This window comes from Paracoccus sp. 08, from assembly GCF_024105395.1.
In the GTDB taxonomy this organism is placed as follows: Bacteria; Pseudomonadota; Alphaproteobacteria; order Rhodobacterales; family Rhodobacteraceae; genus Paracoccus; species Paracoccus marcusii.
The window spans coordinates 11,788-31,181 of record NZ_WEKR01000029.1; the positions used below are offsets into that span (position 1 = coordinate 11,788).

The following is a 19,394-nucleotide window of genomic DNA, read 5'->3' on the forward strand; positions in this document are numbered from 1 at the left end:
GGCGTATAGACCCTGCGGGCAACGAATGATGCCCGAGGTTCCCCATGCCCTATGATCCCGCGACAAGCGAAGCCCGTTGGCAGACGGCCTGGGCCGATGCCGACGCCTTTGCCGCCATCCGCGACGAGCGCCCGAAATACTATGTGCTGGAGATGTTCCCCTATCCGTCGGGGCGCATCCACATGGGCCATGTGCGCAACTATGCGATGGGCGACGTGGTCGCGCGGTTCAAGCGGGCGCAGGGGTTCAGCGTGCTGCACCCGATGGGCTGGGACGCCTTCGGCATGCCCGCGGAGAACGCCGCGATGGAGCAGGGCGGTCATCCCCGCGACTGGACCTATGCCAACATCGCGACCATGCGCGAGCAGCTGAAGCCCCTTGGCCTGTCCATCGACTGGAGCCGCGAATTCGCGACCTGTGACGACGCCTATGTGGCGCAGCAGCAGGCGCTGTTCCTGGACATGCTGGACGCGGGCCTGATCACGCGCAAGTCGGCGCAGGTGAACTGGGACCCGGTCGACATGACCGTGCTGGCTAATGAACAGGTGATCGACGGCAAGGGCTGGCGGTCGGGCGCCACGGTGGAACGGCGCGAGTTGACGCAGTGGTTCTTCAGGATCAGCGATTACAGCGACGAGCTGCTGGAGGCGCTGGACGGGCTGACGGGCTGGCCCGAGAAGGTCCGCCTGATGCAGGCCAATTGGATCGGCCGGTCGCGCGGGCTGCAGTTCACGTTCCGCACGGTCGATGCGCCCGCGGGCCATGAGGCGATCGAGGTCTATACGACCCGTCCCGACACGCTGATGGGCGCCAGCTTCGTCGCGCTGTCGCCGGATCATCACCTGGTCAAGGAGCTGGCGGCCAGCCGCCCCGAGATCGAGGCCTTCCGCGAGGAATGCCGCAAGATCGGCACGACCGAGGAAGCCATCGAGACCGCCCCCAAGCTGGGCTTCGACACCGGCCTGACCGTCGCGCATCCGCTTGACCCCGACTGGCGCCTGCCGATCTGGATCGCGAATTTCGTGTTGATGGATTACGGCACCGGCGCGATCTTCGGCAGCCCGGCGCATGACGAACGTGACCACGAATTCGCGCGCAAGTACGGCCTGCCCATCCGCGCGACCTTTGGTCAGCCCGGCATGACGCAGGAACAGGCCGACGCACTGGTGGCGGATGCGCCCTTCGTACCTGCCAAGACCGAGCCCGTGACCTATGTCCGCGGCTTCAGCGGCGCGGCCGATCAGACCGGAGAGGCCGCCGTCGACGCCGCCATCGCCCATGCGGAAGGCGCGGGATACGGCGAGGGCGTGACCAAGTTCCGCCTGCGCGACTGGGGCATCTCGCGCCAGCGCTATTGGGGCTGCCCGATCCCGGTCCTGCATTGCGACAGCTGCGGGACCGTGCCCGAGGCGAAGGCGAACCTGCCCGTGCTGCTGCCGCAGGACGTAACCTTCGACGTGCCGGGCAACCCGCTGGACCGCCACCCGACCTGGCGTCAGGCGACCTGCCCCAAATGCGGAGGCGCGGCGCGGCGCGAGACCGACACGATGGACACGTTCGTCGATTCGTCGTGGTATTACGCGCGCTTCACCTCGCCGGGGGCGGCGACGCCGACCGACCGGGCGGATGCGGAATACTGGATGAACGTCGACCAGTATATCGGCGGCGTCGAACACGCGATCCTGCACCTGCTCTATTCGCGCTTCTTTGCCCGCGCGATGGTCAAGACGGGCCACCTGCCCGAGACGGCACGAGAGCCGTTCGACGCGCTGTTCACGCAAGGCATGGTCACGCACGAGATCTATCGCACCACCGACGACCGGGGGCGCCCGGTCTATCACCTGCCCGAGGACGTGACCGACGGGCGTCTGGCCGACGGCACCGCGGTCGAGGTGATCCCGTCCGCGAAGATGTCGAAATCCAAGAAGAACGTCGTCGATCCGGTCAGCATCGTCGAAAGCTTTGGCGCGGATACCGCACGGTGGTTCATGCTGTCGGACAGCCCGCCCGAACGCGACGTCGAATGGACCGCCGCCGGAGCGGAGGCCGCGTTCAAGTTCCTGTCCCGCGTCTGGCGCCTGGCCGACGAGGTTCCCGAAGGGGGCGACGATGCCGACCTGACGCGCACGGCGCATCGCGCCATCGCGGATGTCACCAAGGCGATCGAGGGCTTTGCCTTCAACAAGGCGGTCGCGAAACTCTATGAACTGGCCAACGCGGTAGCGAAATCGCAGGCCGGGGGCGAGGCGCGCCGCGCGGCCCTGCGGATCATGGCCCAGCTGATGGCGCCGATGGTGCCGCACCTGGCCGAAGAGGTCTGGTCGAAATCGGGCGGGCAGGGCATGGTCGTCGATGCAGGCTGGCCAAAGGCGGACCCGGCCCTGCTGGAGGACGACAGCGTGACCCTTCCGATCCAGATCAACGGCAAGCGCCGGGCCGAGATCACCGTTCCCAAGACCATGCCCAAGTCCGAGATCGAGGCGCTGGTGCTGGCCGACGACACCGTGCTGCGGTTCCTGGACGGTGCTGCGGTCAAGAAGCTGATCGTGGTGCCGGGGCGGATCGTCAATGTGGTCGCCTGATCGCCGCGCGGTCCTGCTGGGGCTGCTGGCCGTCTCGGGGCTGGCGGCCTGCGGGCTGTCGCCGGTCTATGGGCCGGGGGGCGGGGGCGGCAAGCTGTTCGGCAAGGTCCGCCCGCGCGACCCGGACACGCCGCTGGACTTCGTCTTCAACCGGCGCCTGGCCGAACGGTTGGGCCCCGAGGACGCGGCCATCTATGACCTGGATTACCGCATCAGCGCGGGCGTCGTCGCGCAGGCCATCACGCCCGATGAGGTCACGACCCGCTATTCGCTGAACGGCACCGCCGATTTCGCGCTGACCGGGCCGGGGGGTGCGGTGATCACCCAGGGACGCGTCAGCAGCTTCACGTCCTATTCCACCACCGGGACCACAATCTCGACCCTGGCGGCCGAGGGCGACGCGCGCGAGCGGCTGGCGCTGATGCTGGCCGATCAGGTGGTCACGCGCCTGCTGGCGGCCGCATCCGGCCTGCCGGACTGATCCATGCTGCTGAAGGGGGCCGAGATCGCGCGCTATCTGGCCCGCCCCGACCCCTCGCGGCCGGGGGTGCTGATCTATGGGCAGGATGCGATGCGCGTCGCGTTGAAGCGGGCCGAGGTCGTGCGTGCCCTGACCGGCGAGAAGGCCGACGAGGAGATGCGCCTGACCCGGATGCCCGGCGCGGGCCTGAAGAAGGACCCCGCCCAGCTGATCGACGCGGTGCGCGAGGTGGGGTTCTTTCCCGGCCCCCGCGTGGTCGTGGTCGAGGACACACCCGACCTGGCCACCGACGCGATCCGCGATGCGCTGACTGGCTGGCGGCAGGGGGATGCGGTGATCGTGGTCACGGCGGCCGGCCTGTCCAAGTCGTCATCCCTGCGGCGCCTGTTCGAGACGCATGGCCAGGCGGTGACCGCCCCCATCTATGATGATCCGCCCTCCGAGGACGAGATCGGCCGCTGGCTGGCGGATGCCGGCCTGCGCGAGGTGCCACGGGACGCGATGCGCGAACTGGGTCTTCTGGCGCGGGCGCTGGACCCCGGTGATCTGCGCCAGACGGTCGAGAAGATCGGCCTGTACAAGTACCAGGACCCCGCCCCCCTGACGGTCGAGGAGATCGCCATGCTGGCGCCCGCCACGATCGAGGCCGACCTGGACGAGCTGATCCACACCGTCGCCGAACGCCGCGAGGCCGATTTCGGCCCGCTGATGCGGCGGATCGAACAGCAGGGGATCGCGCCCGTCACCCTGTGCATCGGCGCGCTGCGCCATTTCCGCACGCTGCACCTGGCCGCTGCCGACCCGGCGGGGCCGGGGGTGGCGCTGGCCCGCGCGCGCCCGCCCGTCTTCGGCCCCCGCCGCGACCGCATGACCCGCCAGGCGCAAAGCTGGGGCATGGGCCCGCTGGAGGAGGCGGTGTCGCTGCTGCTGTCGACCGACATGACGCTGCGGTCCGCCAGCCGCGCCCCGCAGATGCCGCTGGTGGAACGCGCGCTGCTGCGCCTTGCGATGAAGCCGCGGGGGCGGCGGTGACCCTTGCCCTGGTGATCGGGGCCGGACCTGCCGGGCTGATGGCGGCCGAGGCGCTGATGGCGCCCGGCCGTCAGGTGGTGGTGGTCGACGCGATGCCCACGCCCGCGCGCAAGTTCCTGATGGCCGGGAAATCCGGCCTGAACCTGACCCGCGACGAACCGCTGGCGGCCTTTGGCGCCCAGATCGCCGCGTCGGACGGGCGCGATTATCTGGCGACCGATGCGGGGGCGTTCGGCCCGCAGGCGGTGCGGGACTGGGCCCAGGGCCTGGGCATCGCTCTGTTCGCGGGATCGACGGGGCGGGTGTTTCCGGTAGGCATGAAGGCCTCGCCCCTGCTGCGGGCCTGGCTGGCGCGGCTGCGCGCGGGCGGGGTCGAGCTGCGGTCGCGCTGGCGATGGGTCGGGCTGGGCGGTGGTTTCGCCTTCGACACGCCCGACGGTCGCCGGGTGCTGCAGCCCGATGTGACGGTGCTGGCCCTGGGCGGGGCCAGCTGGCCGCGGCTGGGGTCGGATGCGACCTGGGTGCCGATCCTGACAGAGGCCGGTGTCGCCGTCGCGCCGTTTCGTCCGGCCAACATGGGGTTCCGGGTCGACTGGTCGCCCGCGATGGCGCGGCTGCACGGCGCGCCGGTCAAGGGCGTCGCGATCCGCGCAGGCGACAGCGTCAGCCGCGGCGAGTGGGTCATCACCCCCGACGGGATCGAGGGCGGGGGCGTCTATGCCGTCGCGGCCCCGATCCGCGACGGGCAGGCGGCCCATGTCGATCTGGCCCCCGACGTGGACCACGCGTCCCTGGCGCGGCGCTTTGCGCAGCCGCGTGGCAAGCTGAGCCTGGGCAACTGGTTGCGCCGCATCCTGGGCGATCCGGCGCGGGTCGGCCTGCTGCTGGAATGGGGGCGCCCCCTGCCGGACAGCGCAGAGGGCTGGGCCGCGCGGGCCAAGGCACTGCCGCTTTGCCATGCGGGGCCGATGGGGCTGGACCGGGCGATCTCGTCGGCCGGGGGGATCCGGTCGGAGGCGCTGACGTCTGAGCTTGAACTGCGCGCCCTGCCCGGCGTCTTTGCCGCCGGAGAGATGCTGGATTGGGAGGCGCCGACAGGCGGCTATCTGCTGACCACCTGCCTTGCCACGGGGCTGCGCGCGGGGCAGGCCGCAGCCCGCAGGCTCTAGCGTGCCATGGCCCGCTGATAGGCGGGGCGCTGGCGGATGCGGTCCAGGTATTCGGTCAGGCGGTGTTCGACGATCGGGAACCGCGCCGACAGCGCCCAGTCCAAGCAATGCGCCAGGATCAGGTCGGGCACGGTCATCCGCTCTCCCATCAGATAGGGTCCGTCGGACATGCGGTGGACCAGGGTCTTCTGGCTGGCCTCGAATTCCCACCGCAGGGTGTTCTTGATCGCGCCAAGGCGCATCTCCTCGGGCAGGATGAAGCTGTGGCGCGCGGCCAGCCACAGCGCCGCGTCGAATTCGTCCAGCAGGAACTGGGTCAGGCTGTCCTGACGCGCCCGGTCCAGGGTGCCCGCCGGGTGGGTCAGATCGCCGTGGCGATCGGCCAGATAGGTCAGGATCGCGGTCGAATCGGTGATCGGCGTACCGTCGTCGATCAGGACCGGAACCTTGCCCGCCGGGTTGAACTGGGCCACGCCGTCGCTGCGCGGATTGGCGGGAATGTGCTCGTAAGACTGTCCCAGCTCCTCCAGCATCCACAGGACGCGCAGGGCGCGGGACTTGGCGGTGCCGATGACGCGGTACATGGGGATCCTCCTGGCCGTTGGACGGACAGAAGGCCCCAGCCCCCGCGCCGCGTCAACCGCGGCGGCAGCCGACCAGCTGCTGGCGGTACATCTCGGACCGCTGGCCCACGGATCCGGCCACGCGCATCAGCCAGCTTTTCTGGCGATAGCTGCCGCGGGCAAAGCCGCTGCGGCCTTCGTGATAGGCCAGGTACTGCGACGCGGCGTCGTTCTTGGACAGGCCAAGCCGCTGCTGGCTGCCATGCATGTACCAGCCCATGAAATCGGTCGCGTCGCGGATGCTGTCGCGCCGGGCGCGACGGTTGCCGGTCTCGCGCTGGTACTCCTCCCAGGTGCCGTCCAAGGCCTGGGAATAGCCGAAGGCGCTGCTTTGGCGGCCGATGGGAATGACGCCAAGCGCGTATTGATGCGGGGTGCGCGCATCGCCGATGAATTTCGATTCCTGGTACAGGGTCGCCATCTGAACATGGACCGGCACGCCCCATTTGCGTTCGGTCTGGCGCATGGCGCGCAGATAGGCGGGTCGTTCCGATGTGATCGCGCACGCGTTGTCCAACTGCCGCGGCGCGCTGAAGTTCCCGCCGCCCCCGCATGAGGCGACCAGCCCGACAATGGCCAGCTTCAGTAGCCTGTTCATCCTGCCCTCGTTCTCTTGTTTTGCGGACAGTCTACGCAAATTCACCCGCCTGTGAAATCACAAAGTCGGAAGCGGGGCAGGGACCGGCCGATGGATCAGCCCGATCCCTCGGGCCGCAGCAGGGCGTTCAGCGCCATCAGATCCGCGGCCCCCGCATCCAGCAACAGCGATTCCAGCGCCCGGTAATGGGCCAGGACCTGCTGTCCGGTGGGGGTGACGGTCGCGCCGCCGCCCCCCGCCCCGCCGCGCGCGCTGTCGATGACGGGGTCGGCAAAGGCGGTGTTCATCTCCTCGACCAGGGTCCAGGCGCGCTTGTAGCTCATCCCCATCTCGCGCGCGGCGGCCGAGATCGAGCCGAGCCGCCCGATCCGCGCCAGCAGCTCGGCCTTGCCCGGCCCCAGGATCAGGGGCGAGTCGTATTCCAGGCGCAGCTTGATGCGCAGCCGGGGGCCGGTCTGGGTCATGGGATCTCTCTCGTTATTCCTGCGCAACATAGCGCCTTGCGCGGAGGCATGCAATTTGCCGCGACGGCACGGTTGCGGGACGCGGGCAGCGCGCCCAGACTGTCGCCAAAGGCAAGAGGAGGCCCATCCATGTCCGCATCCGATATCGTCATCCTGTCCGGCGCGCGCACCGCCATCGGCACCTTCGGGGGCAGCCTGGCCGCGGTTCCGCCGATCCAGCTGGCCGCCACCGTCACCCGCGCCGCGCTGGATCGCGCGGGCGTCGCCCCCGACCGGATCGGGCAGGTGGTCTTCGGCCATGTGATCAACACCGAACCCCGCGACATGTACCTGTCCCGCGTGGCCATGCTGGAGGCGGGCATCCCGCACACCACGCCCGCGATGAACGTGAACCGTCTGTGCGGGTCGGGCGCGCAGGCCATCGTGTCGGCGGCGCAGGCGCTGATGCTGGGCGACGCCGATTTTGCGGTCGCGGGCGGCGCCGAGAGCATGAGCCGGTCGCCCTATGTCGTGCCCTCGGCGCGGTTCGGGGCCAAGATGGGCGACCAGGTCATGCTGGACATGATGACCGGCGCGCTGACCTGCCCGATGGGCACGGGCCACATGGGCGTCACGGCGGAGAACGTGGCCGCCGAACATGACATCACCCGCGAACAGCAGGACGCATTCGCGATGGAATCGCAGCGCCGCGCGGCGGTGGCGATTGCGGCAGGCCATTTCAAGGATCAGATCGTCCCGGTCGAGGTCAAGTCGCGCAAGGGCATGGTGGCCTTCGACACGGACGAGCACCCCAAGGACACCAGCCTGGAGAAGCTGGCGGGCCTGAAGGCCGTGTTCCAGAAGGGCGGCAGCGTGACCGCGGGCAATGCCAGCGGCATCAACGACGGCGCCGCGGCCTTGGTCCTGGCACGGGCGGATGCCGCCGAACGCGCTGGCCTGACCCCGCGGGCGCGCATCCTGGGCTATGCCGTGGCCGGCGTGCGCCCCGAGGTGATGGGCATCGGACCGGTCCCCGCGGTCGAGGCGCTGATGGCCCGCACCGGGCTGACGCCCGCCGATTTCGACGTGATCGAATCGAACGAGGCCTTTGCCGCCCAGGCCCTGGCGGTGAACAAGGGCCTGGGTCTGGACCCGGCCCGCGTGAACCCCAATGGCGGCGCCATCGCCTTGGGCCATCCGGTCGGCGCCACCGGCGCGATCCTGATGGTCAAGGCCATCCACGAGCTGGATCGCACGGGCGGGCGCACCGCGCTGATCACCATGTGCATCGGCGGCGGCCAGGGCATCGCCATCGCGATCCGCCGCGACTGACGCACCGTTCCGACACCGTTTGCGCAACCGGTCTGGTTTCCAGACCGGTTTTTTCTTGCTTTCCGCCGTGAACCTGTCCCGAATGATGCGGACAATTCGAGGAGGAGTTGGGGTGTCACAGGGAATAATGTTCATTGCCGCGGCCTTGCCCGTCGCGGTGGTGTTTGTGTTGCTGGTCGTCATGCGACGGTCGGCCAAGCTGTCGATGATGACCGCCTATGTGGTCACGGTGCTTCTGGCACTGTTCCTGTGGGGGGCGCCGCTGGCGCGGGTCGCGGGGGCTACGGTCAACGGGCTGGTGACGGCGGTGACGCTGCTCTACATCGTGTTCGGGGCGATCTTGCTGTTGTACACGGTGCAGGAATCGGGGGCGATCCGCACGATCCGGCGCGGGTTCATGGACATCTCGCCCGACCGGCGCATCCAGGCGATCATCATCGCATGGATGTTCGGGTCCATGATCGAGGGCGCGTCCGGGTTCGGCACGCCGGCCGCCGTGGCGGCGCCGCTGCTGCTGGCGATCGGCTTTCCGGCCATGGCCGCGGTCATGGTCACGCTGATCATCCAGTCGACGCCCGTGTCCTTCGGCGCGGTCGGCACGCCGATGCTGGTCGGCATCAACACCGGCCTGTCCAACAGCCCCGAGGTCGCCAGCGCCATCGCGCCCCTGACCCTGGCCGAATACGTGCCGGTGGTGGCCGCGCAGGTCGCGCTGGTTCATGCGCTGGTGGGCGTGCTGATCCCGCTGCTGATGGTGGGGATGCTGACGCGGTTCTTCGGCACCGAGCGCAGCTTTGCCAAGGGCTTTCGCGCGTGGAAGTTCGCGATCTTTGCCGGGCTGGCCTTCACGATGCCCTATCTGCTGGTCGCGCGCATCCTAGGACCGGAATTCCCGTCCCTGCTGGGCGGGCTGATCGGCCTGATGATCGTGGTGCCCGCCGCGCGGGCCGGTTGGTTCATGCCGTCCGACAGCTTCGACTTTCCGGCACGCGCCCAGTGGGACGAAGGCTGGCAGGGCAACATCGAACCCGACCAGGCCGAACTGGGCCCCGATGACCGCCGCATCGGCCTGCTGACGGCATGGATGCCCTATGTCATCGTCGCGGCGCTGCTGGTGCTGACGCGGACCATCGCGCCGCTGAAGGCCTGGCTGACCGGGCCGGACACCACGCTGGCGCTGCGCGACCTGTTCGGGTCGGGCATCAACGCGACCGCGCAGTTCGCCTATTCGCCGGGGACGGTGATGATCATCGCATCCCTGATCTCGGTCGCGCTGTTCCGCATGCGGGGCAGCGATTACGGCCGGGCCTGGGCGATCTCGGGCCGCACGATGCTGGCCGCGGCGCCCGCGCTGCTGCTGGCGGTGCCGATGGTGCAGGTGTTCATCAACTCGGGCTCGGAGGGCGTGGCGTCCATGCCGATCACCCTGGCCGAGGGGATGGCCGCGGCGACCGGTGCCAGCTGGCCCCTGTTCGCGCCGATCGTGGGCGCGCTGGGCGCGTTCATCGCGGGATCGAACACCGTGTCGAACATGATGTTCGCGCTGTTCCAGTTCTCGGCCGCGCAGGGCATCGGACTGGATCTTGCGGGGATCACCATCGTGGTGGTGCTGCAGGCCGTGGGCGGCGCTGCGGGCAACATGGTCTGCGTGCACAACGTGGTGGCCGCGTCCGCCGTCGTGGGCCTGACCGACCGCGAGGGCGACATCATCCGCAAGACGCTGATCACCATGGCGTATTACGTGGTGCAGGCGGGCCTGATCGGGATGGCGCTGATCGGCGGCGGGCTGTGGTGGCTGGCGGCGCTGATCTGGGCCGCGGTGGTGGTCGGCGCGATGCGTGCCAATCGCGACCGGGCCGCGGTGCCTGTCCGCGCCTGACGCAAGGCTGACGACATCGGTGCGGGCGGTCCCTCGGGGCCGCCCGTTCTTGTTGCGCCGGGCCGCACGGCCGGACACGGGGGCGCAAAAAGGAACGGGCCGCCCAGCAAGAGCCGGCCCGCGAGATCCAAGGAGATGGTCCGGTTAGGGGCGGACGCAGGTCCGGTCCCAACCAGGGGTGGTGGCCTTTGGGGCTGCCCTCAGGCCGGGGTCCCCCCGACTGTTCCGAAACGTCTCTCCACTATCACTCTAGACACTGGACCACCTCCTTTCAAAAGATTGCTGTATAGGGACAGGCTGACACAGATCGAAATTCTGTCAATCAGCTTTCTGCCCTGTGCCCCAACAAATTGCGTACGATGATGCGGAACGGCACAAGGGCCAGTATCGCCAGACCAAGTTTGACCATCCAGTCGGCAAGTGCCAGCGAAACCCACAGCGGGCTGAGCGGTCCCGCGCCAAGCAGCGGAACCGCCTCGTTGGCCCAGCCCGTGTTGGTGTCCGCGGGCAGCACGGTCGCAAAGGCGATTCCAAAGAACAGCACCGTGTCCAGCGCAGACCCCAGCAGGGTCGAGACCAGCGGCGCCCGCCACCAGCGCCCGCCGCGCAACGTGTCGAAGACCTGCACGTCGACCATCTGCGCCACCAGGAAGGCCGCCCCCGACGCGATGGCGATTCGCAGCGTGGTGGCATCCATCCCTGCGGCGATCAGCGACCAGACGACCCCGGTCACGAACCCTGCCAGCACCACGCGGCGCGCGGCGGCGGCGCCGTGGACGCGGTTCATGACGTCCGTGACCAGGAAGGCCAGCGGATAGGTGAAGGCCCCCCAGGTCAGCCAGGTGGCGACCGTGAACTGGACCAGGATATTCGAGGCCACGACAATGGCGGCCATGGCAAGGATGCCGGGCAGAAAGCGGATCATCGGTGGGTTTCCGTTTTTGCGAAGGTTGCGGAAGAACTCGGCCCCCCGGACGGGTGGAGCAGCGCGCGCCTTACGCCCGCGCGGGCGGTCTTGTCAATTCCGCAGCGCCTGCAGGCCGGTATCGCGCAGGCGGTATTCGACGATCTCGGTCCGCTGGACGAACAGGAAGTTGTCGTCCGAGATCATGGTGATGCGCATGCCCACGCCGTCGTCCCAGACCGAGATGCCTTCCAGGTTGTCGTATTGCAGGGGCCGCGTCTCCAGCAGGATCTGGTCGTCCTGGATCACCCCCGGCTCCAGCCGCATCCGCCGCACGCGCGAGACAAAGCCCAGGATGCCGCGGAAATCCCGCTCCAGCAGGTAGAACCAGCCGTCGGGCCCGAAATCCGCCCCCACCGCACGCCAGCGCGGATCGCGGCGGATCTGGCCGTATTCCGTCCAGGCGCCGTCGAACGACAGGATGGTGAAGGGCTGGGTTTCCGTCCCCGACCGCTCGGGGACGGCGAACAGGGTGCCGTCGTCGTCGATGGCCAGCGCCTCCAGCCCCACGTTCACGCCCATGCCGGGCAGGCGGTCCGGGCGGGGATGGGTGGTGGCGGGTGCGTCGGGGTGATCATAGGTCGCCACCCGGTCCAGTCCTTCGAAGCTGACATGGATGCGGCCGTCGGGGCCCACCGCGATGCCTTCGCTGTCGCCGGTATAGCCGGGGGGCAGGGGCTGGCCCTTGCTGTCCTTCAGGTTCGTGCGCCCGGCGACGGACATGCCGCGCACCAGGCCCTGGGCATCGCGTTCGATCCGGCCCCAGTACAGGTGCGCCCGGTCGGTCAGGGCGTGGAACCCGGTGCCGTCCGGGCTGATGTCGATCGCCGAGAAGCCGCCGAAGGTCGACTGGTCCATCGTCCAGATATAGGTGCCGACATAATCAAGAACCGCGCCTGCACGGGCAGGCGCGGTGGCAAGGATCGACCCGGCAAGGGCCAGCGTCAGGGCGCCGATGCGACGGTCGAACATTGGGCTGGCAGGTCGCTCATCCGATAGGTGCGGGGGTGGCGATAGTTGGGGTCCGGGGTCGAGGGCTTGGCGCGGCTGGGGTCGATGCGGATGTTGATCCATTCCTGCGCCTCGGCGCAGCCGTCGCCGGCCGGGATCGGGTTCGGAGTCTGGCAGATCGACCCGGCAGGGCAGTTCATGCGGACGTGGAAATGGAAGTCGTGGTTGTTGATGGGGCGGATCTTGCGCAGCCAGTCGCGGTTGCCCGTCTCCATCTGGCACATGGCGACCTTGGCGACGGGATCGACGAAGATGCGTTCGACGCGGGGATCGCGCGCGGCGGCGCGCATGATCGACATGTGCCCGCCCGTCCAGTTGCCCGACAGCGCCGTGCCGCCATTCGCGACGACCGACACGGATGACAGGTTCTCGCGCTGCTGCGGGGACAGGCCCAGGGTCGGGGGCGGCAGCATCCAGATGTCGGCATCCAGCCCCAGCTGGTGGCTGGCATGGCCCGAGGTCATCGGCCCGCCGCGCGGCTGGCTGATGTCCCCGATATAGAGGCCCCGCCACCCGGCCTGCTGCGCCGCCCGCGACAGGCCCTGCAGAAAGCCGATCATCTCGGGGTGGCCCCAGTTGCGGTTGCGCGACAGGCGCATGGATTGCCAGCTGGGTCCGCTTTCGGGCATCTGCACCAGACCCTGCGCGCAACCTTGGGAATAGTTGCCGATCGACACGGCCGGCCCGCTCGACGCCGTGCGGAACGCGCCGAAGACGTCCTTGGCCAGGGATTGGGCCGATGCGGGCAAAGCCAGGCCCATCAGGACGGCGGCGGCGGTCAGGGTCTTGCGGATCACGGGGACGTCTCTCCTTCGGGGTCCACCCACACTAGCAGAACCAGCGCGACAAGAAAGATCACGATCAGGGGAAGAAACCCGATGCGCTGATTCCCGGTCAGGTCGGTCGTCAGCGCGATCAGGAAGGGTGCCAGGAACGCCGTGGCCTTGCCCGACAGCGCGTAAAGCCCGAAACCCTCGGTTGCGCGGTCGGGGGTGGTGTGGCGCACCATCATCGTGCGGCTGGCCGCCTGCAGCGCGCCGCCCGCGCCCCCGATCACCGCCCCGCAGGCAAAGAAGATCAGATCGGGCGGGCGCAGGGTGCCCAGAACCGCATCCGGCGTGGGGATGCCCAGCACGGAGGTCCGGTCCATTCCCACCAGCAGCATGCAGACCGCCATCAGCGCCAGGATGCTGGCCACGATCACCGCGCGGGGGCCGAAGGCGCGGTCCGCGCGCCCGCCCAGCCAGCTGATCACCGCCGCCGAGATCGCGCTGACCACCCCGAAGACGCCGGCCAGGAACACCGGCCAGCCCAACACCGTCCCCGCATAGACGCCCCCGAACCCGTACAGCGCGTTCAGCGCGTCGCGCGAGAACATCGACGATGCCAGCCAGGCCGCCAGGCTGCGCCGATGCCGCAGGCTGCGGATCAGCGTCCACAGGTCGCGCAGGGCGCGGCGCACCTGCACCGGCCGGCCCGGCCCCGGTTCGCGGACCCACAGGAAGAACGGGATCATGAAGACCGCGTACCAGATCGCCGTCAGGGGGCCGACGAACCGCGTACCTTCGCGCATCGCGGGGTCCAGGCCGAACAGGGGCGGGATGCCCAGCAGCGTGCGCCCCGAGGGCGTTTCGGCGAACAGCAGCAGCATCACGGCCAGCGCCGTCACCCCGCCCAGATAGCCGAAGGCATAGCCCGACCCGGACAGGCGGCCGATCTCGTCGCGCGGGGCCAGGGCAGGCAGCATGGCATTGGTGAAGATGGTGGCGAATTCGACCCCGATCAGGCCGATGCCGAACAAGACGATGGTCTGGATCAGCGGCGGCTGGCCGGGGGTCAGGGTCCACAGCCCCGCCGCGCCCACCACGTAGAATGCCGAGAACACCCAGACCCAGGGCATCCGCCGCCCCGAACTGTCCGCGATGGCGCCCAGGACCGGGGCGGCCAGCGCAATGACCGCGCCCGCGATGGCCAACCCGTATCCCCAAAGCGCCTGCGCCTGCGCCCCGGCCTGCGCGGCATCAAAGCCCTGGGCGATGAAATGCGTGCGCGCGACCTCGGCGAAGTAGATCGAGAAGACGAAGGTCAGCAGCAGCGTGTGATAGGGCTGGCTGGCCCAGTCAAAGAACCACCAGCCCCAGACCCGCCTGCGATCGATCGTCATGTCCGTCCCTCATGGCTTTTCCGTCATAAGGAACAGAGCCCGTCAGAGTGGCAAGTGAAGTTTCGCGTCATCCGGGATGACGGGGGGCCAGGGCCGCGTCGCATCCGCCGCGATCCAGGCCGCGATCCAGTCGGGCAGGGGCGGACTGTCGGGGGCGTGGCCCAGGGCCTCCATGACGCGGGCGGGGGCGACGATCCCCTGGGCCGAGGTCACGGCCGAGCGGATCATCACCTGGTTGCAGCATTCCGTGCCCTTCCACATGGACTGCTCCATATAGACGAAGCGCGCGTCCCAGCCCACCATGCGCGAGATCATGGTAAAGCGTTCGAAGGCCCGGACACGGCGGCGATAGCGGGTCGAGTTCCCCGCCACCGTGATGCCCCAGCCATTCGCCCGCAGCACCGGCACCAGCCCGGTCCGCCGCGCCAGCGGGATGCGGCCCAGATCGAACAGGGTCAGGGTGCGGCCGTTGTTCAGCTCCCACCAGGGGTCCAGGTCCCAGGGCCAGCACATGTGCGTGGACACATGCGTGCCCAGGGGGTCCAGGGCGGGGGCGTTGCGGAACTTGACCAGTTCCTTGGCAAAGCGGATCAGCGGATACATGAAGGGGCCTTTCGTCAGCAGGCCTTTCGGGGCGGGCCTTTCGTTCTGCCCCGTGGGTGGCCCGCGATCACGCGGGCGTCAAGCCGGACGCGGCGGCATCCGGTCGCGCCCCGCTTGCGTCCCGCCTTACGCGCGGCCATACAGGGCCCGAACGCGCGCGCAGCCAAGGAGACGACCATGGGAACCCTGTACGAAGCCCTGCAACTGATCCTGCAGGTCCTGTGGTTCATCATGATCGTGCACATCATCATGTCCTGGCTGATCAACTTTCAGGTGCTGAACCTGCGCCAGCCTCTGGTCGCGCAGATCTGGGACGGCCTGAACCGGCTGCTGGAGCCGATCTATCGCCCGATCCGGAACATCCTGCCCAATACCGGCGGGCTGGATCTGGCGCCGCTGGTCGTCTTCATCATCATCATCATCGCGCAGCGCGCCCTGGCGAACAACGCGGGCTTCTTCTACGGCATGTGATGACAACGGACCTGCTGCGCCAGGTCTGGGGATTCGACGGTTTCCGCCCCGGACAGCAAGAGATCGTCGAGGCGGTGGCCGCAGGCCGCGACGTGCTGGCGATCATGCCGACGGGCGGCGGCAAGTCACTGTGCTTCCAGCTGCCCGCGCTGATGCGCGAGGGCGTGACGGTGGTCATCTCTCCGCTGATCGCACTGATGCGCGACCAGGTGCGCGCGCTCCGCGAAGCGGGGGTCGAGGCGGGCGCACTGACCAGCGGCAACACCGAGGCCGAAACCGACGCGGTGTTTTCGGCCATCTCCGAGGGGCGGCTGAAGGTGCTGTACATGGCGCCCGAACGGCTGGCATCCGGGGGCACGGTGAACCTCTTGCGCCGGGCGGGCGTCACGGCGATCGCGGTGGACGAGGCGCATTGCGTCAGCCAGTGGGGCCATGACTTCCGCCCCGACTATCTGCGCATCGGCGATCTGAAGCGCGCGCTGGACGTGCCGCTGGCGGCGTTCACCGCCACTGCGGACGTGGAAACTCGGGCCGAGATTGTCACCCGCCTGTTCGACGGACAGGCCCCGGTGACCTTTCTGCGCGGCTTCGACCGGCCGAACATCCGGCTGGCCTTCCAGCCCAAGAACAGCCCCCGCACGCAGGTCCTGGCCTATGCCGCCGCGCGCCGGGGGCAGTCGGGCATCATCTATTGCGGCGCCCGCGCGCGGACCGAAAGCCTGGCGCAGGCGCTGCGCGAGGCGGGGCACCCGGCCATCGCCTATCATGCTGGCCTGGAGGCCGAGGCCCGGCGCGAGGCCGAGGCGCGGTTCCAGACAGAGGACGGGCTGATCGTCGTGGCGACCGTGGCCTTTGGCATGGGCATCGACAAGCCCGACATCCGTTGGGTGCTGCACGCAGACCTGCCGAAATCCATCGAAGGGTATTACCAGGAGATCGGGCGTGCGGGCCGCGACGGCGACCCGGCGGATACGCTGACCCTCTACGGTCCCGACGACATCCGCCTGCGCCGCACCCAGATCGACGAGGGCCTGGGCGACAGCGCCCGCAAGGCCGGGGATCATGCACGTCTGAACGCGCTTTTGGGTCTGGCCGAGGCCACGGGATGCCGCCGCCGCCGCCTGCTGGCCTATTTTGGCGAAGAGATGGACCGCGACTGCGGCAATTGCGACTTGTGCCAGAGCCCGCCCAAGCTGTTCGACGGCACGCTGGCGGTCCGTAAGGCGCTGTCGGCGATGGTGCGCACCGGCGAGTGGTTCGGCAGCGGCCACCTGATCGACATCCTGACCGGCACCACCACCGACAAGGTCCGCGAGCGCGGCCATGATCAGCTGCCGACCTTTGGCGTAGGGCGCGAACACGGGCGCGGGCAGTGGCAGGCGATCTTTCGGCAGATGATGGGGCTGGACCTGTGCCGCCCCGACCCGGAACGCCACGGCGCCCTGCACCTGACCGAGACCGCGCATCCGATCCTGCGCGGCGAGGAGAGCGTGACGCTGCGCGAGGACACGACCAAGGGCGCCAAGCCTGCCAACGTCCTGCGCACCCAGGTATCGGAGGAGGACGAGCCGCTTCTGTCCGCGCTGAAGGCCAAGCGGCGCGCCCTGGCCGAGGCGGCGCGCGTGCCGGCCTATGTCATCTTCCCCGACCGCACCCTGATCGAGATGGCCGAGAAGCGGCCGCAGGACCTGGACCAGATGGCGCGGGTCGGCGGTGTGGGGGCAAAGAAGCTGGACAGCTTTGGCCGCGCCTTCCTGGAGGTCATTGCGGGCGCGCAGCCCGAGATGCACCCGGCACGGCGCGCGCTGGCAGGGCGTCCCGAAGGCGCGCTGTTCGACCGGCTGATGGCAGTGCAGCTGGACCTGCAGCGCGGCCCCGACGGCACCGACAAGCCGCTGTCCTGTTCGACCGCCCAGATCAAGCGCATCGCGGAAAGCCGCCCCGCCGGCGTCGATGGACTGGCGCGCCACCTGGACGCGCCGCGCATGGAGCGGTTCGCCGATGCCTTCCTGACCGAGATCGAGCGCGTCGAATAATTCGCGCCGCGCCTGTAACGAACAGGTGCCCTGCAGCGAACAGTCAACCGAACGTGATGCATCATTTGCGCAACCCCCTGCGTGGATCATGCGATAACGCAAGGGTACCGCCCCGTTGGGGCAGCCCGATCGGAGGACATGATGAAGCTGAACTGGTCTGACGTCACGCCGCACAGGATCTTTCTGGACCGTCGAAAATTCATGGCCGCAGGGGCCGCCGCCGTGGCCCTGCCCGGACTGGTCCGCGCGCAGACGATCAATGCACGCCCATCCCCGCTGTCGACCGACCAGACGCCGAACACCTTCGAGGAGATTACCAACTACAACAACTTCTATGAATTCGGGACGGGCAAGGAGGATCCGGCGCGCAATGCAGGCGCGCTGACCACCGATCCCTGGTCCGTGGAGGTGGCGGGCCTGGTCGACCGCCCCGGCAGCTATGGCGTCGAGGATCTGGCCCCCGACAACGCGCTGGAGGAACGCATCTATCGCCTGCGCTGCGTCGAGGCGTGGTCGATGGTCATTCCGTGGATCGGCGTGCCGCTGGCATCCGTGCTGGCCAAGGTCGGCGTCCAGCCCAGTGCCAAGTTCGTCGAATTCGAGACGCTGGTCCGCCCCGAGGAGATGATCGGTCAGCAGCGCGCCATTCTGGATTGGCCCTATCGCGAGGGTCTGCGTCTGGACGAGGCGATGCACCCGCTGACGATCCTGGCCACGGGTCTGTACGATCAGCCCATGCCCAACCAGAACGGCGCGCCGATCCGCTTGGTGGTGCCGTGGAAATACGGGTTCAAGTCGATCAAGTCGATCGTGCGCATTAACCTGCTGGAACAGGAGCCCGTGAACACCTGGAAGCAGCTGCAGGCCAGCGAATACGGATTTTATGCCAACGTGAACCCGCAGGTCGATCACCCGCGCTGGAGCCAGGCGACCGAACGCGTCATCGGCGCTGGCCTGTTCGGCGGGCGCAAGGAGACGCTGATGTTCAACGGATACGGCGATCAGGTCGCCTCGCTTTACGCGGGGATGGATCTGTCGGTGAACTACTGATGATCCGGGGCATCAACAACGCGCTGCGGCGCATTCCGGTCTGGGCGGTCTGGCTGGCGGGGGCGGTGCCCTTTGCCGTGCTGCTGTGGGACATCTTCACGGGCGGTCTGGGCGTCGATCCCGTGCAGGAGGTCGAACACCGCCTTGGCCAGACCGCGCTGTACTTCCTGATCGGCGGCCTGGCGGTCACGCCATTGCTGCGGCTGACGGGCGTGTCGTTGATGCGGTTCCGCCGCGCGATCGGGGTGATCTGTTTCGCCTATGCATTGCCCCATGTCCTAGCCTGGGTCGTTCTGGACATGGGACTGCTGTGGGGACAGATGGCCCGTGACATCCTCAAGCGGCCCTACCTGCTGTTCGGGATGGGATCGTTCCTGATCCTGATCGCGCTGGCCGTGACGTCGAACAACCTGTCGCTGCGGCGCATGGGTGGGCAGGCGTGGCGACGCCTGCACAAGCTGGTCTATGTTGCAGCCCCCCTTGCCGCGATGCATTGGCTGTGGGCCATCAAGGTCAACGAGATCGCCCCGATCTTCTGGGCGGCGGTGATCGCGCTTCTGCTGGCCTCCAGGCTTGTGATTCGTCGCCCGATGTCCTGGACCCGCCCCGCAAGGGCCTGACTTTTCCTTTTATTTCAGTCAGTTGCAATAAAACTGACCGGCTGACACGTTTTTTTCACAAAACCTGCTTGCGTCCCCCGGCGGCTAGGCCTAAACACCGCTTCACCGAAGGCGGGAACGCTGGAGGGGCCGGGAAGGCGGTGCTGGGAAGCGCGGTTGGATCGGGAGACATTCTGGGGATTGGGTGACGGTTGTGGCGTCGAGTTGACGTCGTGATCGTGATTTTGGTTCTCTTGCTTTTTGACATTGATGGATATCTGAAGAGATATGCGGGCGGTTCGGTCGTCATACGATCGAGAGACTTGCATATCGGCCTGGTAGCGAAAGCGATGATCC

At 68.4% G+C, this 19,394-nt stretch carries 19 protein-coding genes; 10 read left to right on the plus strand and 9 right to left on the minus strand.

What is annotated here, in order from left to right; all coding sequences use genetic code 11:
• The first annotated feature begins 44 nt into the window (after positions 1-44).
• From leuS to GBO37_RS11215, 4 genes are read left to right on the plus strand one after another with little or no spacing between them, the layout of a single operon-like run.
• Positions 45-2,582 (plus strand): leucine--tRNA ligase, encoded by a 2,538-nt coding sequence (gene leuS, locus GBO37_RS11200; protein WP_252929018.1) that lies wholly within the window; start codon positions 45-47, stop codon positions 2,580-2,582.
• Positions 2,569-3,063 carry an LPS assembly lipoprotein LptE gene (gene lptE / locus GBO37_RS11205; protein ID WP_252929019.1) on the plus strand — a complete coding sequence of 165 codons (495 nt, stop codon included), beginning with the start codon at positions 2,569-2,571 and terminating at the stop codon, positions 3,061-3,063. Before leuS ends, lptE begins: the two co-directional genes overlap by 14 nt.
• 3 nt (positions 3,064-3,066) lie before the next feature.
• Entirely contained in the window at positions 3,067-4,095 is a 1,029-nt protein-coding gene (gene holA, locus GBO37_RS11210) for a DNA polymerase III subunit delta (RefSeq protein ID WP_148910555.1), read from the plus strand.
• Positions 4,096-4,133: 38 nt separating this feature from the next.
• Positions 4,134-5,264 (plus strand): TIGR03862 family flavoprotein, encoded by a 1,131-nt coding sequence (locus tag GBO37_RS11215; protein WP_252929034.1) that lies wholly within the window; start codon positions 4,134-4,136, stop codon positions 5,262-5,264.
• Here the strand turns inward: GBO37_RS11215 and GBO37_RS11220 are convergent.
• The 3 genes from GBO37_RS11220 to GBO37_RS11230 all read right to left on the minus strand — a co-directional run bounded on the left by GBO37_RS11220 (position 5,261) and on the right by GBO37_RS11230 (position 6,949).
• On the minus strand, positions 5,261-5,848 hold the full coding sequence (locus tag GBO37_RS11220) for a glutathione S-transferase family protein (protein ID WP_252929020.1): 588 nt from the start codon (positions 5,846-5,848) through the stop codon (positions 5,261-5,263). The genes GBO37_RS11215 and GBO37_RS11220 overlap by 4 nt on opposite strands.
• A 52-nt stretch (positions 5,849-5,900) precedes the next feature.
• Positions 5,901-6,485 (minus strand): lytic transglycosylase, encoded by a 585-nt coding sequence (locus tag GBO37_RS11225; RefSeq protein WP_252929021.1) that lies wholly within the window; start codon positions 6,483-6,485, stop codon positions 5,901-5,903.
• 95 nt (positions 6,486-6,580) lie between these two features.
• Positions 6,581-6,949, minus strand: coding sequence for a winged helix-turn-helix domain-containing protein (locus GBO37_RS11230; RefSeq protein WP_045983141.1), 369 nt, complete (start codon positions 6,947-6,949; stop codon positions 6,581-6,583).
• Positions 6,950-7,078: 129 nt separating this feature from the next.
• Between GBO37_RS11230 and GBO37_RS11235 the strand changes: the two genes are divergently transcribed.
• Together GBO37_RS11235 and GBO37_RS11240 are read left to right on the plus strand one after the other, a co-directional pair.
• Positions 7,079-8,260: an acetyl-CoA C-acyltransferase family protein gene (locus tag GBO37_RS11235; protein ID WP_252929022.1), complete on the plus strand. Its 1,182-nt coding sequence runs from the start codon at positions 7,079-7,081 to the stop codon at positions 8,258-8,260.
• A gap of 112 nt (positions 8,261-8,372) precedes the next feature.
• Positions 8,373-10,139 carry an L-lactate permease gene (locus GBO37_RS11240; RefSeq protein WP_217845287.1) on the plus strand — a complete coding sequence of 589 codons (1,767 nt, stop codon included), beginning with the start codon at positions 8,373-8,375 and terminating at the stop codon, positions 10,137-10,139.
• 322 nt (positions 10,140-10,461) lie between these two features.
• Here GBO37_RS11240 and GBO37_RS11245 read toward each other — a convergent pair whose 3' ends face one another.
• The 5 genes from GBO37_RS11245 to GBO37_RS11265 form a co-directional block, all read right to left on the minus strand.
• A complete protein-coding gene (locus tag GBO37_RS11245) occupies positions 10,462-11,064 on the minus strand; it encodes a queuosine precursor transporter (protein WP_252929023.1) in 603 nt (200 codons plus the stop codon).
• A 93-nt stretch (positions 11,065-11,157) separates the two neighbouring features.
• Complete coding sequence (locus tag GBO37_RS11250; protein WP_240542467.1) at positions 11,158-12,075, minus strand: esterase-like activity of phytase family protein; 918 nt, start codon at positions 12,073-12,075, stop codon at positions 11,158-11,160.
• Positions 12,048-12,911, minus strand: a complete 864-nt coding sequence (gene mepA, locus GBO37_RS11255) for a penicillin-insensitive murein endopeptidase (protein ID WP_252929024.1) — start codon at positions 12,909-12,911, stop codon at positions 12,048-12,050. The genes GBO37_RS11250 and mepA overlap by 28 nt, the downstream gene beginning before the upstream one ends.
• Positions 12,908-14,278 carry an MFS transporter gene (locus tag GBO37_RS11260; protein ID WP_252929025.1) on the minus strand — a complete coding sequence of 457 codons (1,371 nt, stop codon included), beginning with the start codon at positions 14,276-14,278 and terminating at the stop codon, positions 12,908-12,910. The genes mepA and GBO37_RS11260 overlap by 4 nt, the downstream gene beginning before the upstream one ends.
• Positions 14,279-14,320: 42 nt before the next feature.
• Positions 14,321-14,881, minus strand: a complete 561-nt coding sequence (locus GBO37_RS11265) for an acyl-CoA thioesterase (protein WP_045983134.1) — start codon at positions 14,879-14,881, stop codon at positions 14,321-14,323.
• Positions 14,882-15,058: 177 nt separating this feature from the next.
• On the opposite strand from GBO37_RS11265, the gene GBO37_RS11270 reads away from it, so the two are divergent.
• From GBO37_RS11270 to GBO37_RS11285, 4 genes are all read left to right on the plus strand, one after another.
• Positions 15,059-15,352, plus strand: coding sequence for a YggT family protein (locus tag GBO37_RS11270; RefSeq protein ID WP_045983133.1), 294 nt, complete (start codon positions 15,059-15,061; stop codon positions 15,350-15,352).
• On the plus strand, positions 15,352-17,388 hold the full coding sequence (gene recQ / locus GBO37_RS11275) for a DNA helicase RecQ (RefSeq protein ID WP_252929027.1): 2,037 nt from the start codon (positions 15,352-15,354) through the stop codon (positions 17,386-17,388). Before GBO37_RS11270 ends, recQ begins: the two co-directional genes overlap by 1 nt.
• Before the next feature lie 138 nt (positions 17,389-17,526).
• Positions 17,527-18,438: a protein-methionine-sulfoxide reductase catalytic subunit MsrP gene (msrP, locus tag GBO37_RS11280; RefSeq protein ID WP_252929028.1), complete on the plus strand. Its 912-nt coding sequence runs from the start codon at positions 17,527-17,529 to the stop codon at positions 18,436-18,438.
• Positions 18,438-19,058 (plus strand): sulfite oxidase heme-binding subunit YedZ, encoded by a 621-nt coding sequence (locus GBO37_RS11285; protein WP_052714867.1) that lies wholly within the window; start codon positions 18,438-18,440, stop codon positions 19,056-19,058. Before msrP ends, GBO37_RS11285 begins: the two co-directional genes overlap by 1 nt.
• 14 nt (positions 19,059-19,072) lie before the next feature.
• On the opposite strand, the gene GBO37_RS11290 is transcribed toward GBO37_RS11285, so the two are convergent.
• The coding region (locus GBO37_RS11290) for a hypothetical protein (protein ID WP_252929030.1) at positions 19,073-19,394 on the minus strand (322 nt) is incomplete at its 5' end.